Genomic DNA, 17,072 nt, shown 5'->3' on the forward strand with positions numbered 1-17,072 from the left:
TATATAATATAATAGAGAAAGAGAAAAAAGAGAGGGAATCGACATGGAGATTATCTTATCTATATTGCTCGTAATAGCAGCGTTTATTTTAATTGGTGTTATACGTTATATTAGAACTAATAAATTTTTAAACACATTAACTGAATCTCAGTTCAAAGAAGGTTATCGTAAAGCACAATTAATTGATGTAAGAGAACCTAATGAGTTTGAGAGAGGACATATTTTAGGAGCTAGAAACATCCCAATGTCTCAGCTAAAACAACGCCTTCAAGAAATTCGCCCAGATAAACCTGTTTATCTATACTGCCAAAGTGGGCAACGTTCTCTACGTGCAGCAACTGTATTGAAGAAAAAGGGATATCAAGATCTCAACCATCTAAAAGGTGGTTTTCGTAAATGGTCAGGTAAAGTAAAGGTTAAGAAGAAAGGATATTAAAAAAGATTCCAGCTTAGGCTGGAATCTTTTTTATTATATAGAGATTTTATGCTTCATCTCTATAATATCTTAGCACTGGTTTTCTAGCTGCTTGTGTTTCATCTAACCGGCTAATAACAGTTGTATGTGGAGCTTCTTGAACAACTTCTGGGTCATCTTTTGCCTCATTAGAAATTTGGATCATAGCATCAATGAACTCATCCAATGTTTCTTTGGACTCTGTTTCTGTTGGCTCTACCATTAATGCTTCTTCCACATTTAATGGGAAGTAAATTGTTGGTGGGTGATAGCCAAAATCTAATAACCTTTTAGCGATATCTAGGGTCCGTACACCTAATTTCTTTTGATGTTTACCCGACAATACAAATTCGTGTTTACAATGTTGTTTAAATGGTAATTCATATTCATCTTGCAGGCGGCGCATCATGTAATTCGCGTTAAGGACAGCATTCTCACTTACTTGTTTCAATCCATCAGGTCCCATAGAACGAATATACGTATAAGCTCTAACGTTGATGCCAAAGTTCCCGTAATATGGCTTCACTCGTCCAATGGAATCAGGTCGGTCATGATTGAAATAATACTTTTCACCATTAGTTGTTAAAACTGGCTTTGGTAAATATTTAGCAAGCTCTTTTGAAACACCAACTGGACCTGAACCTGGGCCACCTCCACCATGAGGACCTGTGAATGTTTTATGAAGGTTTAAATGCACCACATCAAAGCCCATATCTCCAGGTCTTGTATATCCCATAATGGCATTTAAGTTTGCACCATCATAGTAAAGACGCCCACCAGCATCGTGCACAATTTTAGCCATTTCTAAAATTTCTTCTTCAAATAAACCAAGTGTGTTAGGGTTTGTCAACATCAATGCTGCTGTATCATCACCTACTACACGTTTTAAATCCTCAAGATCAACTAAACCACGTTCATTTGACTTAACAGTTACTGCATCAAAACCTGCTACAGTTGCTGATGCTGGATTTGTTCCATGCGCTGAGTCTGGAACTATAACTTTAGTACGATTATAGTCACCATTTGCTTCATGGAATGCTCGGATCATCATAAGTCCTGTCCATTCACCATGTGCACCTGCTGCAGGTTGTAACGTAACTTCATGCATACCTGTAATTTCAGCTAGAGTCGTTTGTAAATCATACATTAAAGCTAATGCACCTTGTACTGTATCTTCATCTTGATAAGGGTGAATTTGACTGAGCCCTGGAATACGAGCAACATCTTCATTGATTTTAGGATTGTATTTCATCGTACAAGAACCTAATGGATAAAAACCTGAATCTACCCCGTGATTACGTTTCGATAATGCTGTATAGTGACGCATAATTTGAAGTTCACTCACCTCAGGTAAATCTGGTTCTTCTTTTCGAATATATTCAGAACTAAATTCTTGATCGAGATCTACATCTGGTACGTCTTGTTCTGGTAAGCTATAACCTATTCTTCCTTCTTTGCTTAATTCAAAAATAACAGGAAAATCTTTTTGATTAGCCATTCATATCACCCAATTCTGTTACAAATTGTTCGATCTCTTCTTTCGTGCGTATTTCAGTTACAGCAACTAACAGCTGTTGTTCCCACTCACTATTAACCCTTCCTAAATCAAAGCCGCCGATATATCCTTTATCAACTAACTTCTGATTTAGCTGCTTAATATTATGGTTCACTTTCACAACAAATTCATTGAAGAATGATCCACTATAGACAATATCGAAACCTGCTTCTTCAAATTTCTTTTTAGCATATCGAGCTTTTTTCATGTTCAAGACGGCCATTTCCTTAACACCTTGCTTGCCAAGAGCTGACATAGCTACTGAAGATGCAAGGGCATTTAATGCTTGGTTTGAACAAATGTTTGAAGTTGCTTTATCCCTACGGATATGCTGCTCCCTAGCTTGTAGAGTTAAGACAAACCCGCGTTGTCCTTCTTCATCTACCGTTTGACCAACCAAACGTCCAGGCACTTTTCTCATTAATTTTTTAGTGGTCGCGAAATATCCACAGTGAGGTCCACCATACTGCGCTGGAATACCGAAAACCTGCGCATCTCCAACGACAATATCAGCCCCGAATTCACCAGGTGGTGTTAAATAACCTAAAGCAAGCGGGTTACTAGAAACTAACATCATGGTTTTTTCTGCTTAGAAATTATTTCATTCACTTTCTGCAGGGGTTCCACCTGTCCTAAGAAGTTAGGATACTGAACGACAACACTTGCTGTGTCTTCATCTAATTCATTCTCAAGTTGCTCTAAATCTGTGAGACCATCTTTTACATCGATTTCCACAATTTCAAGGTTAGGTCCTTTTGCATAAGAATGAATGACTTCTAAGGACTCAGGATGAATTGCTTTTGAAACTAATACTTTTTTCTTTCTAGTTTGACCGGCAGATAGATTGACCGCTTCAGCTAATGCCGTTCCACCGTCATACATGGAAGAGTTTGAAACTTCCATGCCAGTCAGTTCACTGATCATTGTCTGAAATTCAAAGATTGCCTGAAGTTCACCTTGCGAAATTTCTGGTTGGTATGGTGTATATGCCGTATAAAATTCCGATCTAGATATGACATGATCAACAATTGAAGGTATGTAGTGTTGATACACACCAGCTCCTAAAAAGGATGTATGGCTCTGTAAATTAACATTTTGATCAGCTAATTGCATTAACTCTTTCTTCAATTCATGTTCATTTTTAGCTGGTTTAATATTTAAGTCACCATTAAAGCGTACTTCTTCAGGAATATCAGCGAATAATTCTTCTGTAGATTCTACTCCAATCCTCTTAAGCATCGCTTGTTTATCTTCTTCTGTCATAGGTATATAACGATGTTGCACAATCATTCACCTCTCTTATTTTCTTTTATAAAATGGTGTAGGAACGACTTTTGCTTGAAGGGTACGTTTTCTTACTTGAATATCTAACAATTCACCTTCATTTGCCAGTTCAGTCTTAACTAACGCTAAGCCGACATTTTTTTCCTAAAGTCGGAGATTGTGTTCCTGATGTGACAAATCCTACAGGTTCACCTTCTTTAAATACCTCATAACCATGACGAGGGATGCCTTTGTCAAGCATTTCTATTCCAACCAATTTTCGTTTTGGTCCATTTTCCTTTTGGTCTTTTAAAACTACTTTACCATTAAAGTCAGAATCCTTCTTCACCTTAACAGCAAAACCTAACCCTGCTTCAATTGGTGTTATATCTTTCGAAAGCTCCTGACCATAAAGTGCAAGATTGGCTTCAAAACGAAGTGTATCCCTAGCTCCTAATCCTACTGGTGTCACTCCATCATCCTTGCCAGCTTCTAAAATAGCATTCCAAAGCTCTAAACCGCTTGCTTGATCTATGTAGATCTCAAAACCATCTTCACCAGTATATCCTGTACGAGATACAATAGCTGTATGATTAACTCCTTTGAATGCTACATCTTGCTTAAAGCGGAAGAATTTAATTTCACTTAAGTCATCATCAGTTAGTGCTTGTAATATGGGTTCAGCTTTCGGTCCTTGAAGGGCTAACTGCACGAATTGATCCGAAACATTACTGACTTCTACTGAACCTTCAACATGTTTTTCGATCCATTCAAAATCCTTCTTAGTGTTAGCAGCATTCACAACCAATAGATATTTATTGTCGTCTAATTTATAAACAATTAGATCATCAACAGTTCCACCATCTTCATAACACATAATGGTATATTGTGCTTGGTTGACGGAAACTTTAGATACATCATTGGTTAGTAGTTTTTGTAAAACGTTTCACTATCAGAACCCTCAACTAAAATTTCCCCCCATGTGAGATACGTCAAATAGACCTGCTTTCTCACGAGTTGCGTGGTGCTCATCTTTAATACCGATAAACTGTACTGGCATTTCCCAGCCGCCAAAATCTACTGTTTTCGTGTTGTAAGCTGGAAAAATAGGTGTACGTTTTAATTCTCCCATTATTCATCCCTCCATTTTTAAGCATTAAAAAAGAGAATACCAAATTAAGGATTCGGAATTCTCTCTGTCCTGTCACCTGAAAGTTTCGTAATACATAAGCATTACTTGCATCTTTGGTGGCTTCTAATGAAGCACTCTCCAGAGTAGCGTCTGACAAGAGTCTTTTTGCCTGAGAGATTCATACGAAACAATCGTACTTGCTCCGTCGGCGCCACAAAATGGTCTCTCCCCTTGTCTTCATTCGCCTAATAGTATTCTATTTTTTGTACATAATATTAATATACTTGTGTCACATTATAGCATATGTCTCCTAGTTGTGTAAGCGACTACAACAAATTTAGATAAGATGTTTTTAAATTTTAAAAATATAAAACTACGTAATGAGAGGAGTATAATTAATGAACATTGTTATTCATGATGATGAATTACAGTCTCTTGAAGAAAATTTAAATCAATACTCCATTAGTGATTGGAATACATTCAAACAAGCGTACACAATTAGTCAAATGAAAATGACCTTGAAAGACCGTTTAACTTGTATGCAGTATTTAACGGATTTGGATTTGATGCCCCACCAACTAGAAGCCGTTAATAAAGTTCTACACCAAATGCATGGGCGTGCGATTCTTGCAGACGAAGTTGGTTTGGGCAAAACCATTGAAGCCGGGGTTATTTTAAAAGAACTAATGGTTAAAAATCTAGTTAAAAAAGTATTAATCTTAGTTCCTTCATCCTTGATTAGACAATGGGAAATTGAACTTCAACAACGGTTTTACATACCTGCTAAAGCTAAACACCGTTCTTACCCTTGGCAAGCTTATGATATCGTTGTTTCGTCTATAGACCTTGCAAAAAAGAGCCTCATGCTAGTGAGATTCTCTCGCAAGAGTATGACATGCTCATTATTGATGAAGCTCATAGACTAAAAAATCCTAAGACTCGCAACTACCAATTTGTAAAACAAATTCAATCAACCTATTGCCTGCTTTTAACGGCAACACCAATTCAAAATAAAATTGATGAGATTTATTATTTAATGTCCATTGTGCGGCCTGGTTTACTTGGTGATAAGCAGTCGTTTTAAACAAACCGTTCGAAAAAGAACGTAAAGACGATAGCGATGCCATTCAAACATTAGTCAAACAATCGATGATTCGAAATCGCAGATCAGAGACGACGAACGAATGGACAAAGCGTGAAATCGATACAATACGAGTAGATTTCACTGAAGATGAGATGACTTTTTATAATACATTAGAATCACTTAATGTGAATCATTCCTTCACAGCTCTTACGTTACAACGTGAAATCTGTTCAAGTCGTGAAGCGTGCTACGAAACGATTAGACACTCAGATTGGAATCATGATTTTAAGAAAGAATTGATGGATCAAATTGAACAACTTCCCCATCATTCTAAAGCATTAAAGACTGTTGAATTTGTGAAGTCAATAAACGATAAATGCATCATTTTCACAGAATATAAATCTACTCAGATTTATTTACAGTGGTTATTACATCAAAATGGGATATTTTCAGTTACATTTAACGGCAAGTTTAAAAAGAGTAAAAAGGATTGGATGGTACAGCTTTTTAAAAACAAAGCCCAAGTATTAATCGCAACAGATGCTGGTGGTGAAGGGTTAAATTTACAGTTTTGTAACCATATGATTCACTACGATTTACCGTGGAATCCGATGAAATTGGAGCAAAGAATTGGTCGTATACATCGTTTTGGTCAAACAAAAGACGTCAATATTTATTATATGGTGTTAAATAATACTATTGATGAACGTGTTTTAAATTTACTTTATAATAAATTAGATCTATTTAAAGACGTTATTGGAGAGCTTGATCAAATCCTAAGTCAACTAGGAATATCAAACCTAGAAGATGAAATTGTTGATATCGTTAAAGACTCAAAATCGGAAAAAGAAGCATCAATAAAAGTTGACCACCTATTCTCTGTCATTAGTGACAGTCATGTAGAAAGGGATATTGCTAATGAATCAAGCTGAAATACATGATTTTTTAGTTCAATTTTTTCTATAAGCGCAATGCCACAATTGAATATAACGAACAAGGCATATTAAAAGTTAAACTCACTGAAGAGCTAGATCAACGATTAATGAACCGCCCCTTTTATTGGCAGTATGTCAAAAAACTAGGTTATAAGGGTGACCCAATGTCGGTTACTTTTATTTCCGATGAAAACAAAAAGGCTGAAAAAGGTGAATGGATTCATTACGGTTCGCCTAGGCTGGAACAGTTATTTCAGGTTATTTTGAAGAAGGTAAATACACAGAACTCTACGAACAGAATCCATCCCAAGACCGACAGCCGCTTCATCCATGGTTTGTTTGCAACTTAATGGTTCGTTATCAAGGTGCTTATACCCATGATGAAATGGTGAGTGTAGGCGTTTATCTCATCAACGGAACCATGAGGTTTAAAATGATGGATGAACTATTAGATGAACCATTTTCAAAGATTATTCCAGATTTATGCTATAAAATTCCGCCTATTATATCTACTAAGAGGGCCGTTATGATGATTAACCATGAAATTAATGAGAGAATTAAACAAAAGTCTTCAGCATTCGCTGAGCAATCGAAAGAGATTTATCAGAAGGAAATGGAAATGACCAATCAACTATTTGAAAACAGGGCACAAGAGGATGGTGAATTATTAAAAGATAACATTGAAAAACAAATTTATGATCGCTTATATCCAAAAGTACAATTAAAACTAGTCAATTGTGGTTTATTTTATATAACAGAAACACGTTCAAAAAACATGATGAATATAACCTAATAATAAACACGAGGCTTGTCGCCGATTTTTCAATCACGACAAGCCTTATTTTGTCTATTTACAATTTCTAACATAAAAGTAAAATAAAAAAATTTAAAAGATATATAAATTGATTTTTCTTCTTAAAATTGTTCCTTCATAACAAAAAAATGGGAAGATAACTTAATTTTTAATTAGTTAAAAATCGAATTTTGGGGGATTTGACGCGACAATTATACTCATTTATAACATAAGTGAGTAAGAATATTGTGCACAATTTCCTCAACTGTTAATTGGTCCGTTTCAATAGTTACATTTGATGCTTCTTCGTAATAAACCTGTCTCTTGTTAAACAGCTCTAACCGTTTTATATATGGTTGATTCCATAATGGTCGATTTTGATCACCATCAAGTCTGTTAAAAATAGTTGTTAATTGCGTTTTTAAAAAGAAAGTATAAGGATGTTGTTTTAAGAAATCTCGATTTTGCTTAAGTTCCACAATTCCCCCGCCGGTACTGACCACATGATTTTGCTTTAAAACGCTTTTTAACATCTCTGATTCTAACTTCCTAAAATGACTTTCGCCATATAATTCAAATATTTTAGGAATGGAAAGATTCGTTTCTTTTTTAATCAACTCATCTGTATCTATTAAAGGAATTCTCAAACGAGCTGCTAATTGTTGGCCAACAGTTGTCTTACCTGCACCCATAAATCCTATTAAAACAATTGACTTCAATTAAAACACCTACTTTATATAAGGGGGATTACAAAATGTTTTTACCCGAAAAATATGCCTACACTATGTTAGATCGCGCAATTGAAAAAACGGCATCTGATATTCATTTTACCCCAAAAGAAAATGAGGTCGAAATTTATTTTCGCTTAAATGGCTATCGGTGGTATTTTGAATCACTTCCATTAAATCTTATCATACCTTACTAGGCTATTTTAAATTCAATTCAGGTATGGATATTGCGGAGAAGCGACTACCTCAAAACGGCACCATCATGCATCAAAATAAATGGCACACGTATGATTTGCGATTATCCACTCTACCTACTAAAGTTACTGAAAGCTTAGCAATTAGGTTAATACCTAAAGATATTTATCCCACTGTTGAACGATTATTTTTATTCCCTACTCAAGCCAAAGCACTCTTGGGCTGGATCAAAAAACAATCAGGAATGTTGTTATTTACTGGTCCAACAGGATCTGGCAAAACTACAACTATGTATGCATTACTTAGAAAATCAATTGAATTGTATGGTTATCAAGCTATTACTTTAGAAGATCCCGTTGAACAACAGGTCGATAACTTATTACAAGTACAAGTCAATGAAAAGTCCGGTTTCAGTTATGATATTGGGTTAAAAGCAGCATTACGACATGACCCCGATATCATTATGATCGGTGAAATCCGTGATGAACATACTGCTAAATTCGCTTTTAAAGCAGCTCTTACCGGACATTTAGTCATGAGTACCATTCATGCTAAAGATGCTTTCGGTACTATTTCTAGATTAAAAGCCATGGGGCTGTCACAAGTTGACTTACAGGAAACAATAATCGGAGTGGCTTCTCAACAGCTATTACCCGTTGTGCAACCCTTATCAAATCCTGCTTTAAGACGAGCTGCAATTGCTGAAATTTTAACAGGTGATCACCTAATACAAACGATAAACGAAACCCCGCCTTCCCACCTTGCTGGTTATCAAACATTTCAATCATTAAGGAATAAAGCTTATGCACTTGGATTTACAAAAATATCATCGTGACAGGCCATTAAATTTGCAAACGCAAATACAGTTTATTGAACGTTTATCGAAATTATTAGGTAAGCATTACACCATTAAGCAAGCTTTAGAGTTTATGCATTTCGACCATCAACTAGATCATATAGCCAATAAATTTTCTCTCTTACTTCATTCTGGACACTCTATTGATTATTGTTTTAAGATGTTATCTTTTCATCCTTTAATTATCTCTTATATCAACTTTTCTAAGGAATCGAGTCATTTACATGATCATTTATCTCATTGTACTCATTTAATGAAACTACGTTATAACTTACAAAGCAAACTAAAAAAACGCTTAGATATCCTCTATTTCTAATATTGATGACCATCATGTTGTTTATCGGGTTAAACCTCTACTTATTTCCATCAATGGTCCAAACGTTTAAGAGTTTTGGTGAAACGCAGTCAGTTATCGTTATAAACACCATTGTATTTATCTTTAACATAACATTAGTTTTATTAGTGATTGTTGCCCTAGCCACTTTATTAGGCGCGATGTATATAAGAAATTCTCCAGTAGAAAAAAGGTTAATGATAATTGAAAAAATACCAATATACAGATCAATATATAGTTCATACATTAGTATTCAATTTTCTTACCAACTTTACGCTTTACTACAAAGCGGAAAAATATAAAAGATTCACTGATTCTATTAAAGACTCAAAATGAAAACGACACACTAAAATATTTCGCTACTATCACACTCAAACAGTTATCCAATGGAACTTCGCTTTACCATTCGATAAAAGATTTTCCGTTTATTCAAGAAGACTTGAAATGGGTCATTAATCGTAGTGATGAGCAAGGTACTTTAAGTTATGATCTGCAGCAATACTCTCTTCTATTACTTGAATCACTTGAAGAACGCATTAAACAAACTATTATGCTCATTCAGCCTGTACTTTATGCCATTGTAGGTTTGCTTGTTGTAACTGTTTATATGCTAACCATCTTCCCCCATTTATAAATTAATTCAACAAATATAAGGAGAGAAAAGGTCATGTTCAAATCAGAAAAAGGGTTTACACTTATTGAGATGTTAATCGTGCTCATGATTATTTCATTTCTACTAATTTTAGCTATTCCTAATATTAAAGATTACAATGATACTGTAGAAAATAAGGGCTGTGATGCATACGAAGATTTAGTGCAAAGTGAAGTGCAGCTATATAAGATTAACGAAGGAGTCTTTCCTACAGACCTTACCCAGCTTACTTCAATTGACTCTACAAACCATACTTGTTTAGAAAGTGCTGAAATTGTTGATGGAAAAGTCAACTTTAATCGCTAATAACCGGGCAGGCTATACATTAATTGAGACCCTTTTAGTCCTTACTATTTTAATGGTATTCATTGCCATTTCAATGTCTAATTATCACCATAAAGATTATAATAAACCACCTGAGGAATTTTTAGAACAATTAAGCAAGGATGTATTATATTTTCAGCAGAGAGCAACCACATATCAAACACCTATTTCAATAACTTTTAACACACCTGAGAACCATTACATTATTAAGGATCCAACGCACGAACCTACCACGATTAAGCGATTTTACCACCCGGATTTAAGGGTGTACTTATCCACTTTAAAAAAGCCGATTCAATACAATATTGATGGCACCATCTTAAATCCTGGAGAAATACTTCTATATTATCAAGAATCAATCTATCGCGTTACATTTCCGTTTGGTAAAGGAAGATTTTATGTTACTAAAGAATCGTAATGGATTTATCTTGTTAGACTTACTTTTAACTCTTAGCGCAGTTTTAATATTTTTATCTTTCATTTTGCCTTCAACATTAAGTTTAATTAATTTCCAGGATAGCCAACAATATTACTTAACAGCTGAAGATTTATATAATGATATACTAAAAAACAGATTACCAATGAAGAAATTAGCGTCCATAATACCATCATATATAAAGATAAAGAATTTACTATAAACATTAATCAGATAAATACACGGGTCTTAGAGTACTGCATCACTTGGATCGATTTTAATAACATTGAAGAAAGTATGTGCCGTTATGTCCCTAATCAATAATAAAGGTTTTACATTATTATCGTTATTAATATCAATCTCTGTTTTATTTTTACTTACCCCGATGATTGTTCATTTTATATCTTTTATACAGTCTGTTGAATCCTCTTACGATCAATCTGAGTTAGAAATTAGACATGTTCACTTCTTCATACAAAATGAAGTGAATAGATCCATAAAACAACATTACAATGATTATTCAATATCTCTGGTTAATCAAGATGGTACAACAATTAAATATGAACTATACGGGGACCAAATCAGAAGAAGGGTTAATAATACGGGGCATGAAGTTATTTTAAGAAATGTGAAAGAATTTAAAGTATCAAAACTTAACGAACAAACGTATAAGATTGTAATTTCGAAAGGAGACCAACATACATTTGAAAGAATTTACTTCATGCAAAACTTTGAAGAACATCCGCCATACAGCTAATAATGAGTCTGGGATAATATTACCTTATGTACTCACTTTAATGATGTTCGCCTCATCTTATATACTGATGACTTGGCAAGAGGAACAAGAACGATTGAGACATATTCAATTAATAAACAAACAGGAAAGCACTCAAAATCTCATTCAAATCTCATTACATGAATTTTCTCTAGTTTTAGACACATTAGATCTTAACAAAGAAGAACAGGAACTAATTTTTAATTATAATACAGGAAAAGTGAACGTATCGTATTATTTATTAACTAACAATACCTTAAGGATTGAACTTGAAGTTTTCTTAAAAGATACAAATCAAGAACCTTACAAACATACGACGGTTTGGAATGTATAAATTCTAATAATGATGATATAATAATAATTGTGAATTGGGCCATAGCCAAGCGGTAAGGCAACGGGTTTTGGTCTCGTGATTCCCAGGTTCGAATCCTGGTGGCCCAGTTATCACAAAGATAAAGGTAAAAGTTGTTAAAGTACATAAAATGTTCATTTACATTTATTTTGGATTCATATATAATGTTTTGACAACATTCCTGCACAAAGGAGGAAAAAGAGATGCCACGAATGTTTAGAGTGATTGCGTTTTGGACAGGTATTTTCACAGCGATGTTCTACGCAGGTGGTATGATTCAGTTATCACTATTATTTTTAGCGCAAACTGTTTTCTTTTTAGGAATTGGATACTTAAATCTTTCTGAACGTCTTTATATGTATATCTTTGGCGCGTACTTAACTGTTTTCATGGTAGGGTTTACTTACTATGTCACATTCCTTCTAGAACCTGGATTTGCGCACTAATTAAAGGATGGCGAATATGCCATCCTTTTTTAGTTTAAAAATGGATTGCCTTCTTTTTCTTCTCCTACAGTCGTCGATGGTCCATGACCTGGAAAAACAAGTGTATCATCGGGTAAGCTTAAGATTTTCTCTTTAATGTTACTTATTAATTGATTATGATTGCCAAAAGGTAAATCTGTCCGACCAATACTTCCTTTAAAGAGAGTGTCACCTGCGATTAATACCTTTTCACCTTCAAGCCAAAACGATATGCTACCTGGTGAATGTCCAGGGGTGTATAATACACTAAATTGAAGCTCTCTATTGTTATAGAACCTTCATCTAAAAAGTGTTCAGCAGGTTTATGACTAAATATCTCCCCCACTCCAAATAGTTTAGATCCATTTAAACTTGAATCTGTAAGCCAATCCTTCTCACTAGAGTGCATGTATACAGGAATATCATATTTAGTTCTAATATCTTCTACAGCTCCAATATGATCAAAATGAGCATGAGTTAGTAAAATTGCTATTGGACTTAATCTATGTTCGTTAAAGTACTGAACTAGAACGTCTGCGTCCCCGCCAGGGTCAACTACGAGAATTTTTTTGGCCCATTTCTAATAAATAACAATTAGTTCCTAACAATCCTAATTCAAAACGTTTAATGTTCACAAAAATGTCCCCTTTTTATAAAGCAATTTTTTAGGTTTTCACTCGACAGTAAGATTTTTTTTTTTGTATAAAATATACTAGAGTATGATACGTTATAAATCAAGAATATGTTTAATTGAACAACTAAGTTTTCCAAGGAGGCAACTACCAAATGGTATTAGGAATTATCTTCTTATTCGTAGCGATCTTAAGTTTTATTGCTGTATTTAGAGAACTAAAGCGCCGTAATGTTTTAGCTTTATTATTTGCAGGTGCATCTGCAGCTGTGTTCGGTTGGTTCTCTGTGATGACCATTTATTCAGAATTCATGAACATGATCTAACAAAGTAACTGTACGGCTAACAATAACGGTTAGCCGTTTTTATTTTACACTTCTTCGAGATCCACAATTTGCATCCTTTCATTATAGAAGAAGCGATACATTACTAATGAAACAATAATCGCACTAACTGATACAGATGAAAAAATACTTATTGAAATGACTAATTGATATTTGATCGCAACTATGGGTTCAACCCCACCTAAAATAAGGCCTGTCATCATACCCGGTAATTGCACTAAACCGATTGTTTTAAGTTGATCAATATTTGGTATTAATGCCGCATTTAAAGTTCTCCTAACAGATAGATGTGACGCTTGTTTTGGGGTTGCACCTAAAGACAAAGCTGCTAATATTTTCCCCCTATTCGTACTGAATTCAGATTTCATTCTCTCTAAAGATAGCCCCATTGCAACCATGCTATTCCCAATCACCATCCCACTCATTGGAATGATTTCTTCAGGTGTAAATGACACCATGTCAAAACCCAACCATAAGGCTAGTACAAATACTTCAATGACAATGAGTCCACCCAAAATTGTTATAAATACATTTGGAAGCTCTTTACCTTTCTTTCTTGCATGAAACGTTGCAATAGTAATCATCACACTAAGCATAATTGGAATACCTATAAAAGGGTTTAAATTAAACAAATATGTAAGAATTAAACCTATTAAGAATAGCTGGATAGCGCCACGAATTGATGACCAAAGAATATCCTTTTTTAAACCTAACTGATAAAAGTAAGAAATCGTAAAGGGAATCATCACAAAGACAATTAGCACAAGTAATGAAAAATTTGAAACATCTCTTTCCATAAGTACCTCCTAGTGATTCGTAGTAAAATTCTTTAATGCCTCTGTTTCAGGTCGATCTAACATATCTGGCAGCAATCCTTCTTCAACAATCTTTCCATTTTCTAAATAAATTCCTCTATTTCCTAAACGTTTGGCCTGCTCGAGATTGTGTGTAACCATTATGACTGTCAAATCGTTATGTTGAATCAAATTAATTAAATCTTGTTCAATTTGTTCAATGTTTTGGTCATCTAATGCACTTGTTGGTTCATCTAATAATAGAATCTCTGGTTTATTAGCTAAGGTCCTAGCTAAAGAGACTCGTTGTTTCTCTCCTCCAGATAGTTCATCTACTGGTTTATCCAAGTAAGACTCAGGTAAATTGACATATTCTAATAATGTTCTCGCCTCATCAGGGTTCCAATCATTAAATAATTTCGGACCATACATTAAGTTATCTTTTACCGTTTCTGGAAAAAGATAAGGTTGTTGTAAAACTAAACCCACATTTTTTCTTAAAGTCGTTATATCTTGTTCGTTAATATTTTTACCATTATAAAAAATCGAACCTTGTTCAGGATCGTCTAGCCGATTAAATAGGTGCAGTAGCGTTGATTTTCCTGACCCTGAAGGACCAAATAGCATTACACGGTCCCCTTTATGAATTTCAATATTGATATTTGTTAAGATGCGTCTATAAATGTTGTCTAGTTTATAAATGACTTGGCTCATTCGTCACACTCCAATATGTATTCAGTAACTTTAAGATACTAAAAAAGCAGGACTGCTCAAGTTACAGCCCTACTTTTTTTTATTCTTATTTACTTCTCTTCTTCTGTTTTAGTAACCTTACCAGTCTCAAAGTCGTAAAAACGAAGTAAGTCACCGTATATAATCTCATCTGAGTAATTCAATTCTTTCGATGCTTTTTCACGAAGAGGTTCACAATTTACTTCCTCAACTTGTTTCCCTGTTTCGTTATCATAACACACACCACCGGCATAGGAATGCTCGGTGCCAATTACGCGGCCATCTCTAAATGCGATGAAGTCTTTACGATCTTTTGGCTCGTTAAACATATTACTTCCAAACCGAATGTCTTCATTTAAATTAATTCCTAATAAATTTAGAACAGTCGGTTTATAATCAATTTGCCCAACTAGAGTTGAAATCGTACGATCACCATCATGTCCAGGAATGTGAATAATGAAAGGTACTCGTTGTAATTTAGCATCTTCATATGGAGTGATCTCTTTACCCAGATACTCACCTAGTTCTTCATTATGATAAGAAGGAACCCCGTAGTGGTCTCCACCAAGGATAAATATTGTATCCTCGTACATTCCTTCTTCTTTCATTTTATCAAAAAATTCTTTAATTGCTTCATCAGTATAACGAACCGTTTGAAAGTATTGGTTTAGCGTTACAGAATCTGATTCATAAAGTGGCAGCGAAGCCTCTGATTCAGGAATATCAAACGGAAAATGGTTTGTTAAAGTTATAAATTTAGCGTAATAAGGATCTTGTTGTTCTTTTAAGATATCGACAGACTGTTCAAAGAACATTTTATCATTTAAGCCCCAGCCGATATTATCCTCTTTTGTAAACTCATAGCTTTCCACATCGAAAAATTGATTATAACCTAATGTTCATACATCACATTTCGGTTCCAGAAACTTGCATTATTAGCGTGGAAGACATATGATTGATAATTCTTTTCTTCATTAATAATTTCAGGTAATGCGTAATATTCATTCTGAGCATGAGTAAAAATGCTGCACTATTAGGTAATGGGTAAAGACTATTGTCTAATAAGAACTCATGGTCAGATGTTTTGCCTAATGCAGTTTGATGATAGTAATTATCAAAGTAATAACTATCTTGAATTAAATCATTTAAGAAAGGCGTTACCTCTTCTCCATTAACTTCCCTGTTAATGACGAATTGTTGCATGGATTCCACAGCGATGTATACTATATTTTTACCCTCTGCAATTCCTTTCAAGTCTACTTTTTGGTCAGCCTTTTTAGTATCTGTTACCTTATTATCAACATATTCTTCAATTTCATTAAACTCTGATCCATCTGCGAAAAGTCTTTTTGATTGCATAGATGCTGTAATGACAGCGTCATAACCGTGGAATGTGAATAGCCCTACATTCTTAACCAAATATTCACGGTCAAAGCCTCTTTTAAATAGCATTGGGCGTTCAATCTCAGCTAATACTAAATTAAGAGCTAAAACTGATAAGCCTACAGTAATGATTCGACGTTTAAACATTGTCGAAAATGCATCTATAGGAAAAGCTTCCTTTTTAGCGAAATAAAAATTAACGCAACATCGAGAATTAAAAAGATGTCTTCAATGTGCACTAGCGATAACATACTACCGCCTAAGTCACCAGCGTTATTGACCTGCATTAAAGTAGGTAAGGTTATGAAATCAGTAAAGTTGCGATAGTACATCAAGTTTGCAATCACAATAAATGTCATAGCAATTGTTGTAATATATATAAACTTCTTCTGTCTTCTTTCTTTAAACCAAACCCCAATTGAAAACACAAAGAAGCTAAAAGCAAACGCATTTATAAACAAAATGATTTCTTGAAAAATAGACTCGATGGATAAATTGAAATAAAAGCGATATACAAGATATGTTTTTAATCCTACTAAGACTGCTGCAATGATAAATAATGGTATTCTTTTTATGCGTTCCATAAGATGAACCTCCAAGTTTTCTTTTTCCTTTATATTAGACGATTATGAGAAAGAAAAGTTTCACAAAATATATTATTAACTCATATACCCTTAAATTCAAGTATTATAACGCAATTTCTTAAAAATTATTCTAGTTCTTTCTTCTCATTTTTAATAATGAGTAATGCCTGAGTGTATTCTTTAGAGTTAATCAATTGACTATCATGTAAAGCTTTTATTTCATCTTCCATTAAATTTAGATCTGCCAAACGATCGCCAATATAAACAAAAATCCCAAAGCGTTTTCAGTAAAT

General features: G+C 34.3%; 21 protein-coding genes, 1 tRNA gene, 5 pseudogenes and 1 riboswitch. Of the genes and pseudogenes, 15 read left to right on the plus strand and 12 right to left on the minus strand.

Features of this window, described 5'->3' with window-relative positions:
* The first annotated feature begins 43 nt into the window (after positions 1-43).
* Positions 44-436 (plus strand): rhodanese-like domain-containing protein, encoded by a 393-nt coding sequence (locus JCM13188_RS06430; RefSeq protein WP_054752936.1) that lies wholly within the window; start codon positions 44-46, stop codon positions 434-436.
* A 46-nt stretch (positions 437-482) separates the two neighbouring features.
* Here JCM13188_RS06430 and gcvPB read toward each other — a convergent pair whose 3' ends face one another.
* The 4 genes and pseudogenes from gcvPB to gcvT all read right to left on the minus strand — a co-directional run bounded on the left by gcvPB (position 483) and on the right by gcvT (position 4,404).
* A complete protein-coding gene (gene gcvPB, locus JCM13188_RS06435; protein WP_054752937.1) occupies positions 483-1,952 on the minus strand; it encodes an aminomethyl-transferring glycine dehydrogenase subunit GcvPB in 1,470 nt (489 codons plus the stop codon).
* Positions 1,945-3,293: pseudogene (gene gcvPA, locus JCM13188_RS06440) on the minus strand (aminomethyl-transferring glycine dehydrogenase subunit GcvPA). Before gcvPA ends, gcvPB begins: the two are co-directional and overlap by 8 nt.
* A 15-nt stretch (positions 3,294-3,308) precedes the next feature.
* On the minus strand, positions 3,309-3,383 hold the full coding sequence (locus JCM13188_RS21750; protein WP_439646618.1) for a hypothetical protein: 75 nt from the start codon (positions 3,381-3,383) through the stop codon (positions 3,309-3,311).
* A gap of 25 nt (positions 3,384-3,408) precedes the next feature.
* A pseudogene (gcvT, locus tag JCM13188_RS06445) lies at positions 3,409-4,404 on the minus strand (glycine cleavage system aminomethyltransferase GcvT).
* A 147-nt stretch (positions 4,405-4,551) separates the two neighbouring features.
* Positions 4,552-4,645: riboswitch (glycine riboswitch) on the minus strand.
* A gap of 157 nt (positions 4,646-4,802) precedes the next feature.
* On the opposite strand from gcvT, the gene JCM13188_RS18275 reads away from it, so the two are divergent.
* From JCM13188_RS18275 to JCM13188_RS18290, 4 genes and pseudogenes are all read left to right on the plus strand, one after another.
* On the plus strand, positions 4,803-5,330 hold the full coding sequence (locus tag JCM13188_RS18275) for an SNF2-related protein (protein WP_279401493.1): 528 nt from the start codon (positions 4,803-4,805) through the stop codon (positions 5,328-5,330).
* Complete coding sequence (locus JCM13188_RS18280; RefSeq protein ID WP_279401494.1) at positions 5,300-5,488, plus strand: SNF2-related protein; 189 nt, start codon at positions 5,300-5,302, stop codon at positions 5,486-5,488. Before JCM13188_RS18275 ends, JCM13188_RS18280 begins: the two co-directional genes overlap by 31 nt.
* Before the next feature lie 65 nt (positions 5,489-5,553).
* Entirely contained in the window at positions 5,554-6,420 is an 867-nt protein-coding gene (locus JCM13188_RS18285) for a DEAD/DEAH box helicase (protein ID WP_279401495.1), read from the plus strand.
* A gap of 68 nt (positions 6,421-6,488) precedes the next feature.
* Positions 6,489-7,216 (plus strand): annotated as a pseudogene (locus tag JCM13188_RS18290) (YqhG family protein).
* A 218-nt stretch (positions 7,217-7,434) separates the two neighbouring features.
* On the opposite strand, the gene JCM13188_RS06465 reads toward JCM13188_RS18290, so the two are convergent.
* Positions 7,435-7,935 (minus strand): shikimate kinase, encoded by a 501-nt coding sequence (locus JCM13188_RS06465; RefSeq protein ID WP_054752944.1) that lies wholly within the window; start codon positions 7,933-7,935, stop codon positions 7,435-7,437.
* 35 nt (positions 7,936-7,970) lie between these two features.
* Here JCM13188_RS06465 and JCM13188_RS20555 point away from each other — a divergent pair, with 35 nt between their 5' ends.
* The 9 genes from JCM13188_RS20555 to JCM13188_RS06520 all read left to right on the plus strand — a co-directional run bounded on the left by JCM13188_RS20555 (position 7,971) and on the right by JCM13188_RS06520 (position 12,293).
* Positions 7,971-8,141 (plus strand): hypothetical protein, encoded by a 171-nt coding sequence (locus tag JCM13188_RS20555; RefSeq protein WP_369404859.1) that lies wholly within the window; start codon positions 7,971-7,973, stop codon positions 8,139-8,141.
* A 23-nt stretch (positions 8,142-8,164) separates the two neighbouring features.
* Positions 8,165-8,974: an ATPase, T2SS/T4P/T4SS family gene (locus tag JCM13188_RS06470; protein WP_369404860.1), complete on the plus strand. Its 810-nt coding sequence runs from the start codon at positions 8,165-8,167 to the stop codon at positions 8,972-8,974.
* Between the two features lie 653 nt (positions 8,975-9,627).
* A complete protein-coding gene (locus tag JCM13188_RS18295) occupies positions 9,628-9,963 on the plus strand; it encodes a type II secretion system F family protein (RefSeq protein WP_279401519.1) in 336 nt (111 codons plus the stop codon).
* A gap of 33 nt (positions 9,964-9,996) precedes the next feature.
* Positions 9,997-10,287 carry a competence type IV pilus major pilin ComGC gene (gene comGC / locus JCM13188_RS06490; protein ID WP_054752952.1) on the plus strand — a complete coding sequence of 97 codons (291 nt, stop codon included), beginning with the start codon at positions 9,997-9,999 and terminating at the stop codon, positions 10,285-10,287.
* A complete protein-coding gene (comGD, locus tag JCM13188_RS06495) occupies positions 10,262-10,723 on the plus strand; it encodes a competence type IV pilus minor pilin ComGD (protein WP_054752954.1) in 462 nt (153 codons plus the stop codon). The genes comGC and comGD overlap by 26 nt, the downstream gene beginning before the upstream one ends.
* Positions 10,724-11,006: 283 nt before the next feature.
* The gene (locus JCM13188_RS06505) at positions 11,007-11,477 is read left to right on the plus strand and encodes a competence type IV pilus minor pilin ComGF (protein ID WP_279401496.1); all 471 of its coding nucleotides are present in this window, start codon (positions 11,007-11,009) and stop codon (positions 11,475-11,477) included.
* A gap of 40 nt (positions 11,478-11,517) precedes the next feature.
* A complete protein-coding gene (locus tag JCM13188_RS06510; protein ID WP_279401497.1) occupies positions 11,518-11,829 on the plus strand; it encodes a hypothetical protein in 312 nt (103 codons plus the stop codon).
* Positions 11,830-11,864: 35 nt separating this feature from the next.
* Positions 11,865-11,936, plus strand: a tRNA-Gln gene (locus JCM13188_RS06515).
* A gap of 114 nt (positions 11,937-12,050) precedes the next feature.
* Positions 12,051-12,293: a DUF2626 domain-containing protein gene (locus JCM13188_RS06520; protein WP_054752962.1), complete on the plus strand. Its 243-nt coding sequence runs from the start codon at positions 12,051-12,053 to the stop codon at positions 12,291-12,293.
* A 29-nt stretch (positions 12,294-12,322) separates the two neighbouring features.
* Here JCM13188_RS06520 and JCM13188_RS06525 read toward each other — a convergent pair.
* Positions 12,323-12,889: pseudogene (locus JCM13188_RS06525) on the minus strand (MBL fold metallo-hydrolase).
* 208 nt (positions 12,890-13,097) lie between these two features.
* On the opposite strand from JCM13188_RS06525, the gene JCM13188_RS18300 reads away from it, so the two are divergent.
* Entirely contained in the window at positions 13,098-13,268 is a 171-nt protein-coding gene (locus tag JCM13188_RS18300) for a DUF2759 domain-containing protein (protein ID WP_279401498.1), read from the plus strand.
* A 44-nt stretch (positions 13,269-13,312) separates the two neighbouring features.
* Here the strand turns inward: JCM13188_RS18300 and JCM13188_RS06530 are convergent, their stop codons facing one another.
* From JCM13188_RS06530 to JCM13188_RS20575, 6 genes and pseudogenes are all read right to left on the minus strand, one after another.
* Positions 13,313-14,083 (minus strand): ABC transporter permease, encoded by a 771-nt coding sequence (locus tag JCM13188_RS06530; RefSeq protein WP_054752964.1) that lies wholly within the window; start codon positions 14,081-14,083, stop codon positions 13,313-13,315.
* 9 nt (positions 14,084-14,092) lie between these two features.
* Entirely contained in the window at positions 14,093-14,794 is a 702-nt protein-coding gene (locus tag JCM13188_RS06535) for an ABC transporter ATP-binding protein (RefSeq protein WP_054752966.1), read from the minus strand.
* Between the two features lie 89 nt (positions 14,795-14,883).
* Positions 14,884-15,693: pseudogene (locus JCM13188_RS20560) on the minus strand (LTA synthase family protein); the annotation flags it as partial.
* Between the two features lie 25 nt (positions 15,694-15,718).
* The gene (locus tag JCM13188_RS20565) at positions 15,719-16,342 is read right to left on the minus strand and encodes an LTA synthase family protein (RefSeq protein WP_369404861.1); all 624 of its coding nucleotides are present in this window, start codon (positions 16,340-16,342) and stop codon (positions 15,719-15,721) included.
* Positions 16,343-16,356: 14 nt separating this feature from the next.
* Positions 16,357-16,779, minus strand: a complete 423-nt coding sequence (locus tag JCM13188_RS20570) for an LTA synthase family protein (protein ID WP_369404862.1) — start codon at positions 16,777-16,779, stop codon at positions 16,357-16,359.
* A 125-nt stretch (positions 16,780-16,904) separates the two neighbouring features.
* Complete coding sequence (locus JCM13188_RS20575) at positions 16,905-17,027, minus strand: YqgQ family protein (protein ID WP_369404863.1); 123 nt, start codon at positions 17,025-17,027, stop codon at positions 16,905-16,907.
* Positions 17,028-17,072 lie beyond the last annotated feature (45 nt).

This window comes from Piscibacillus salipiscarius JCM 13188 (genome assembly GCF_001311865.1).
Taxonomy (GTDB): Bacteria; Bacillota; Bacilli; order Bacillales; family Alkalibacillaceae; genus Piscibacillus; species Piscibacillus salipiscarius.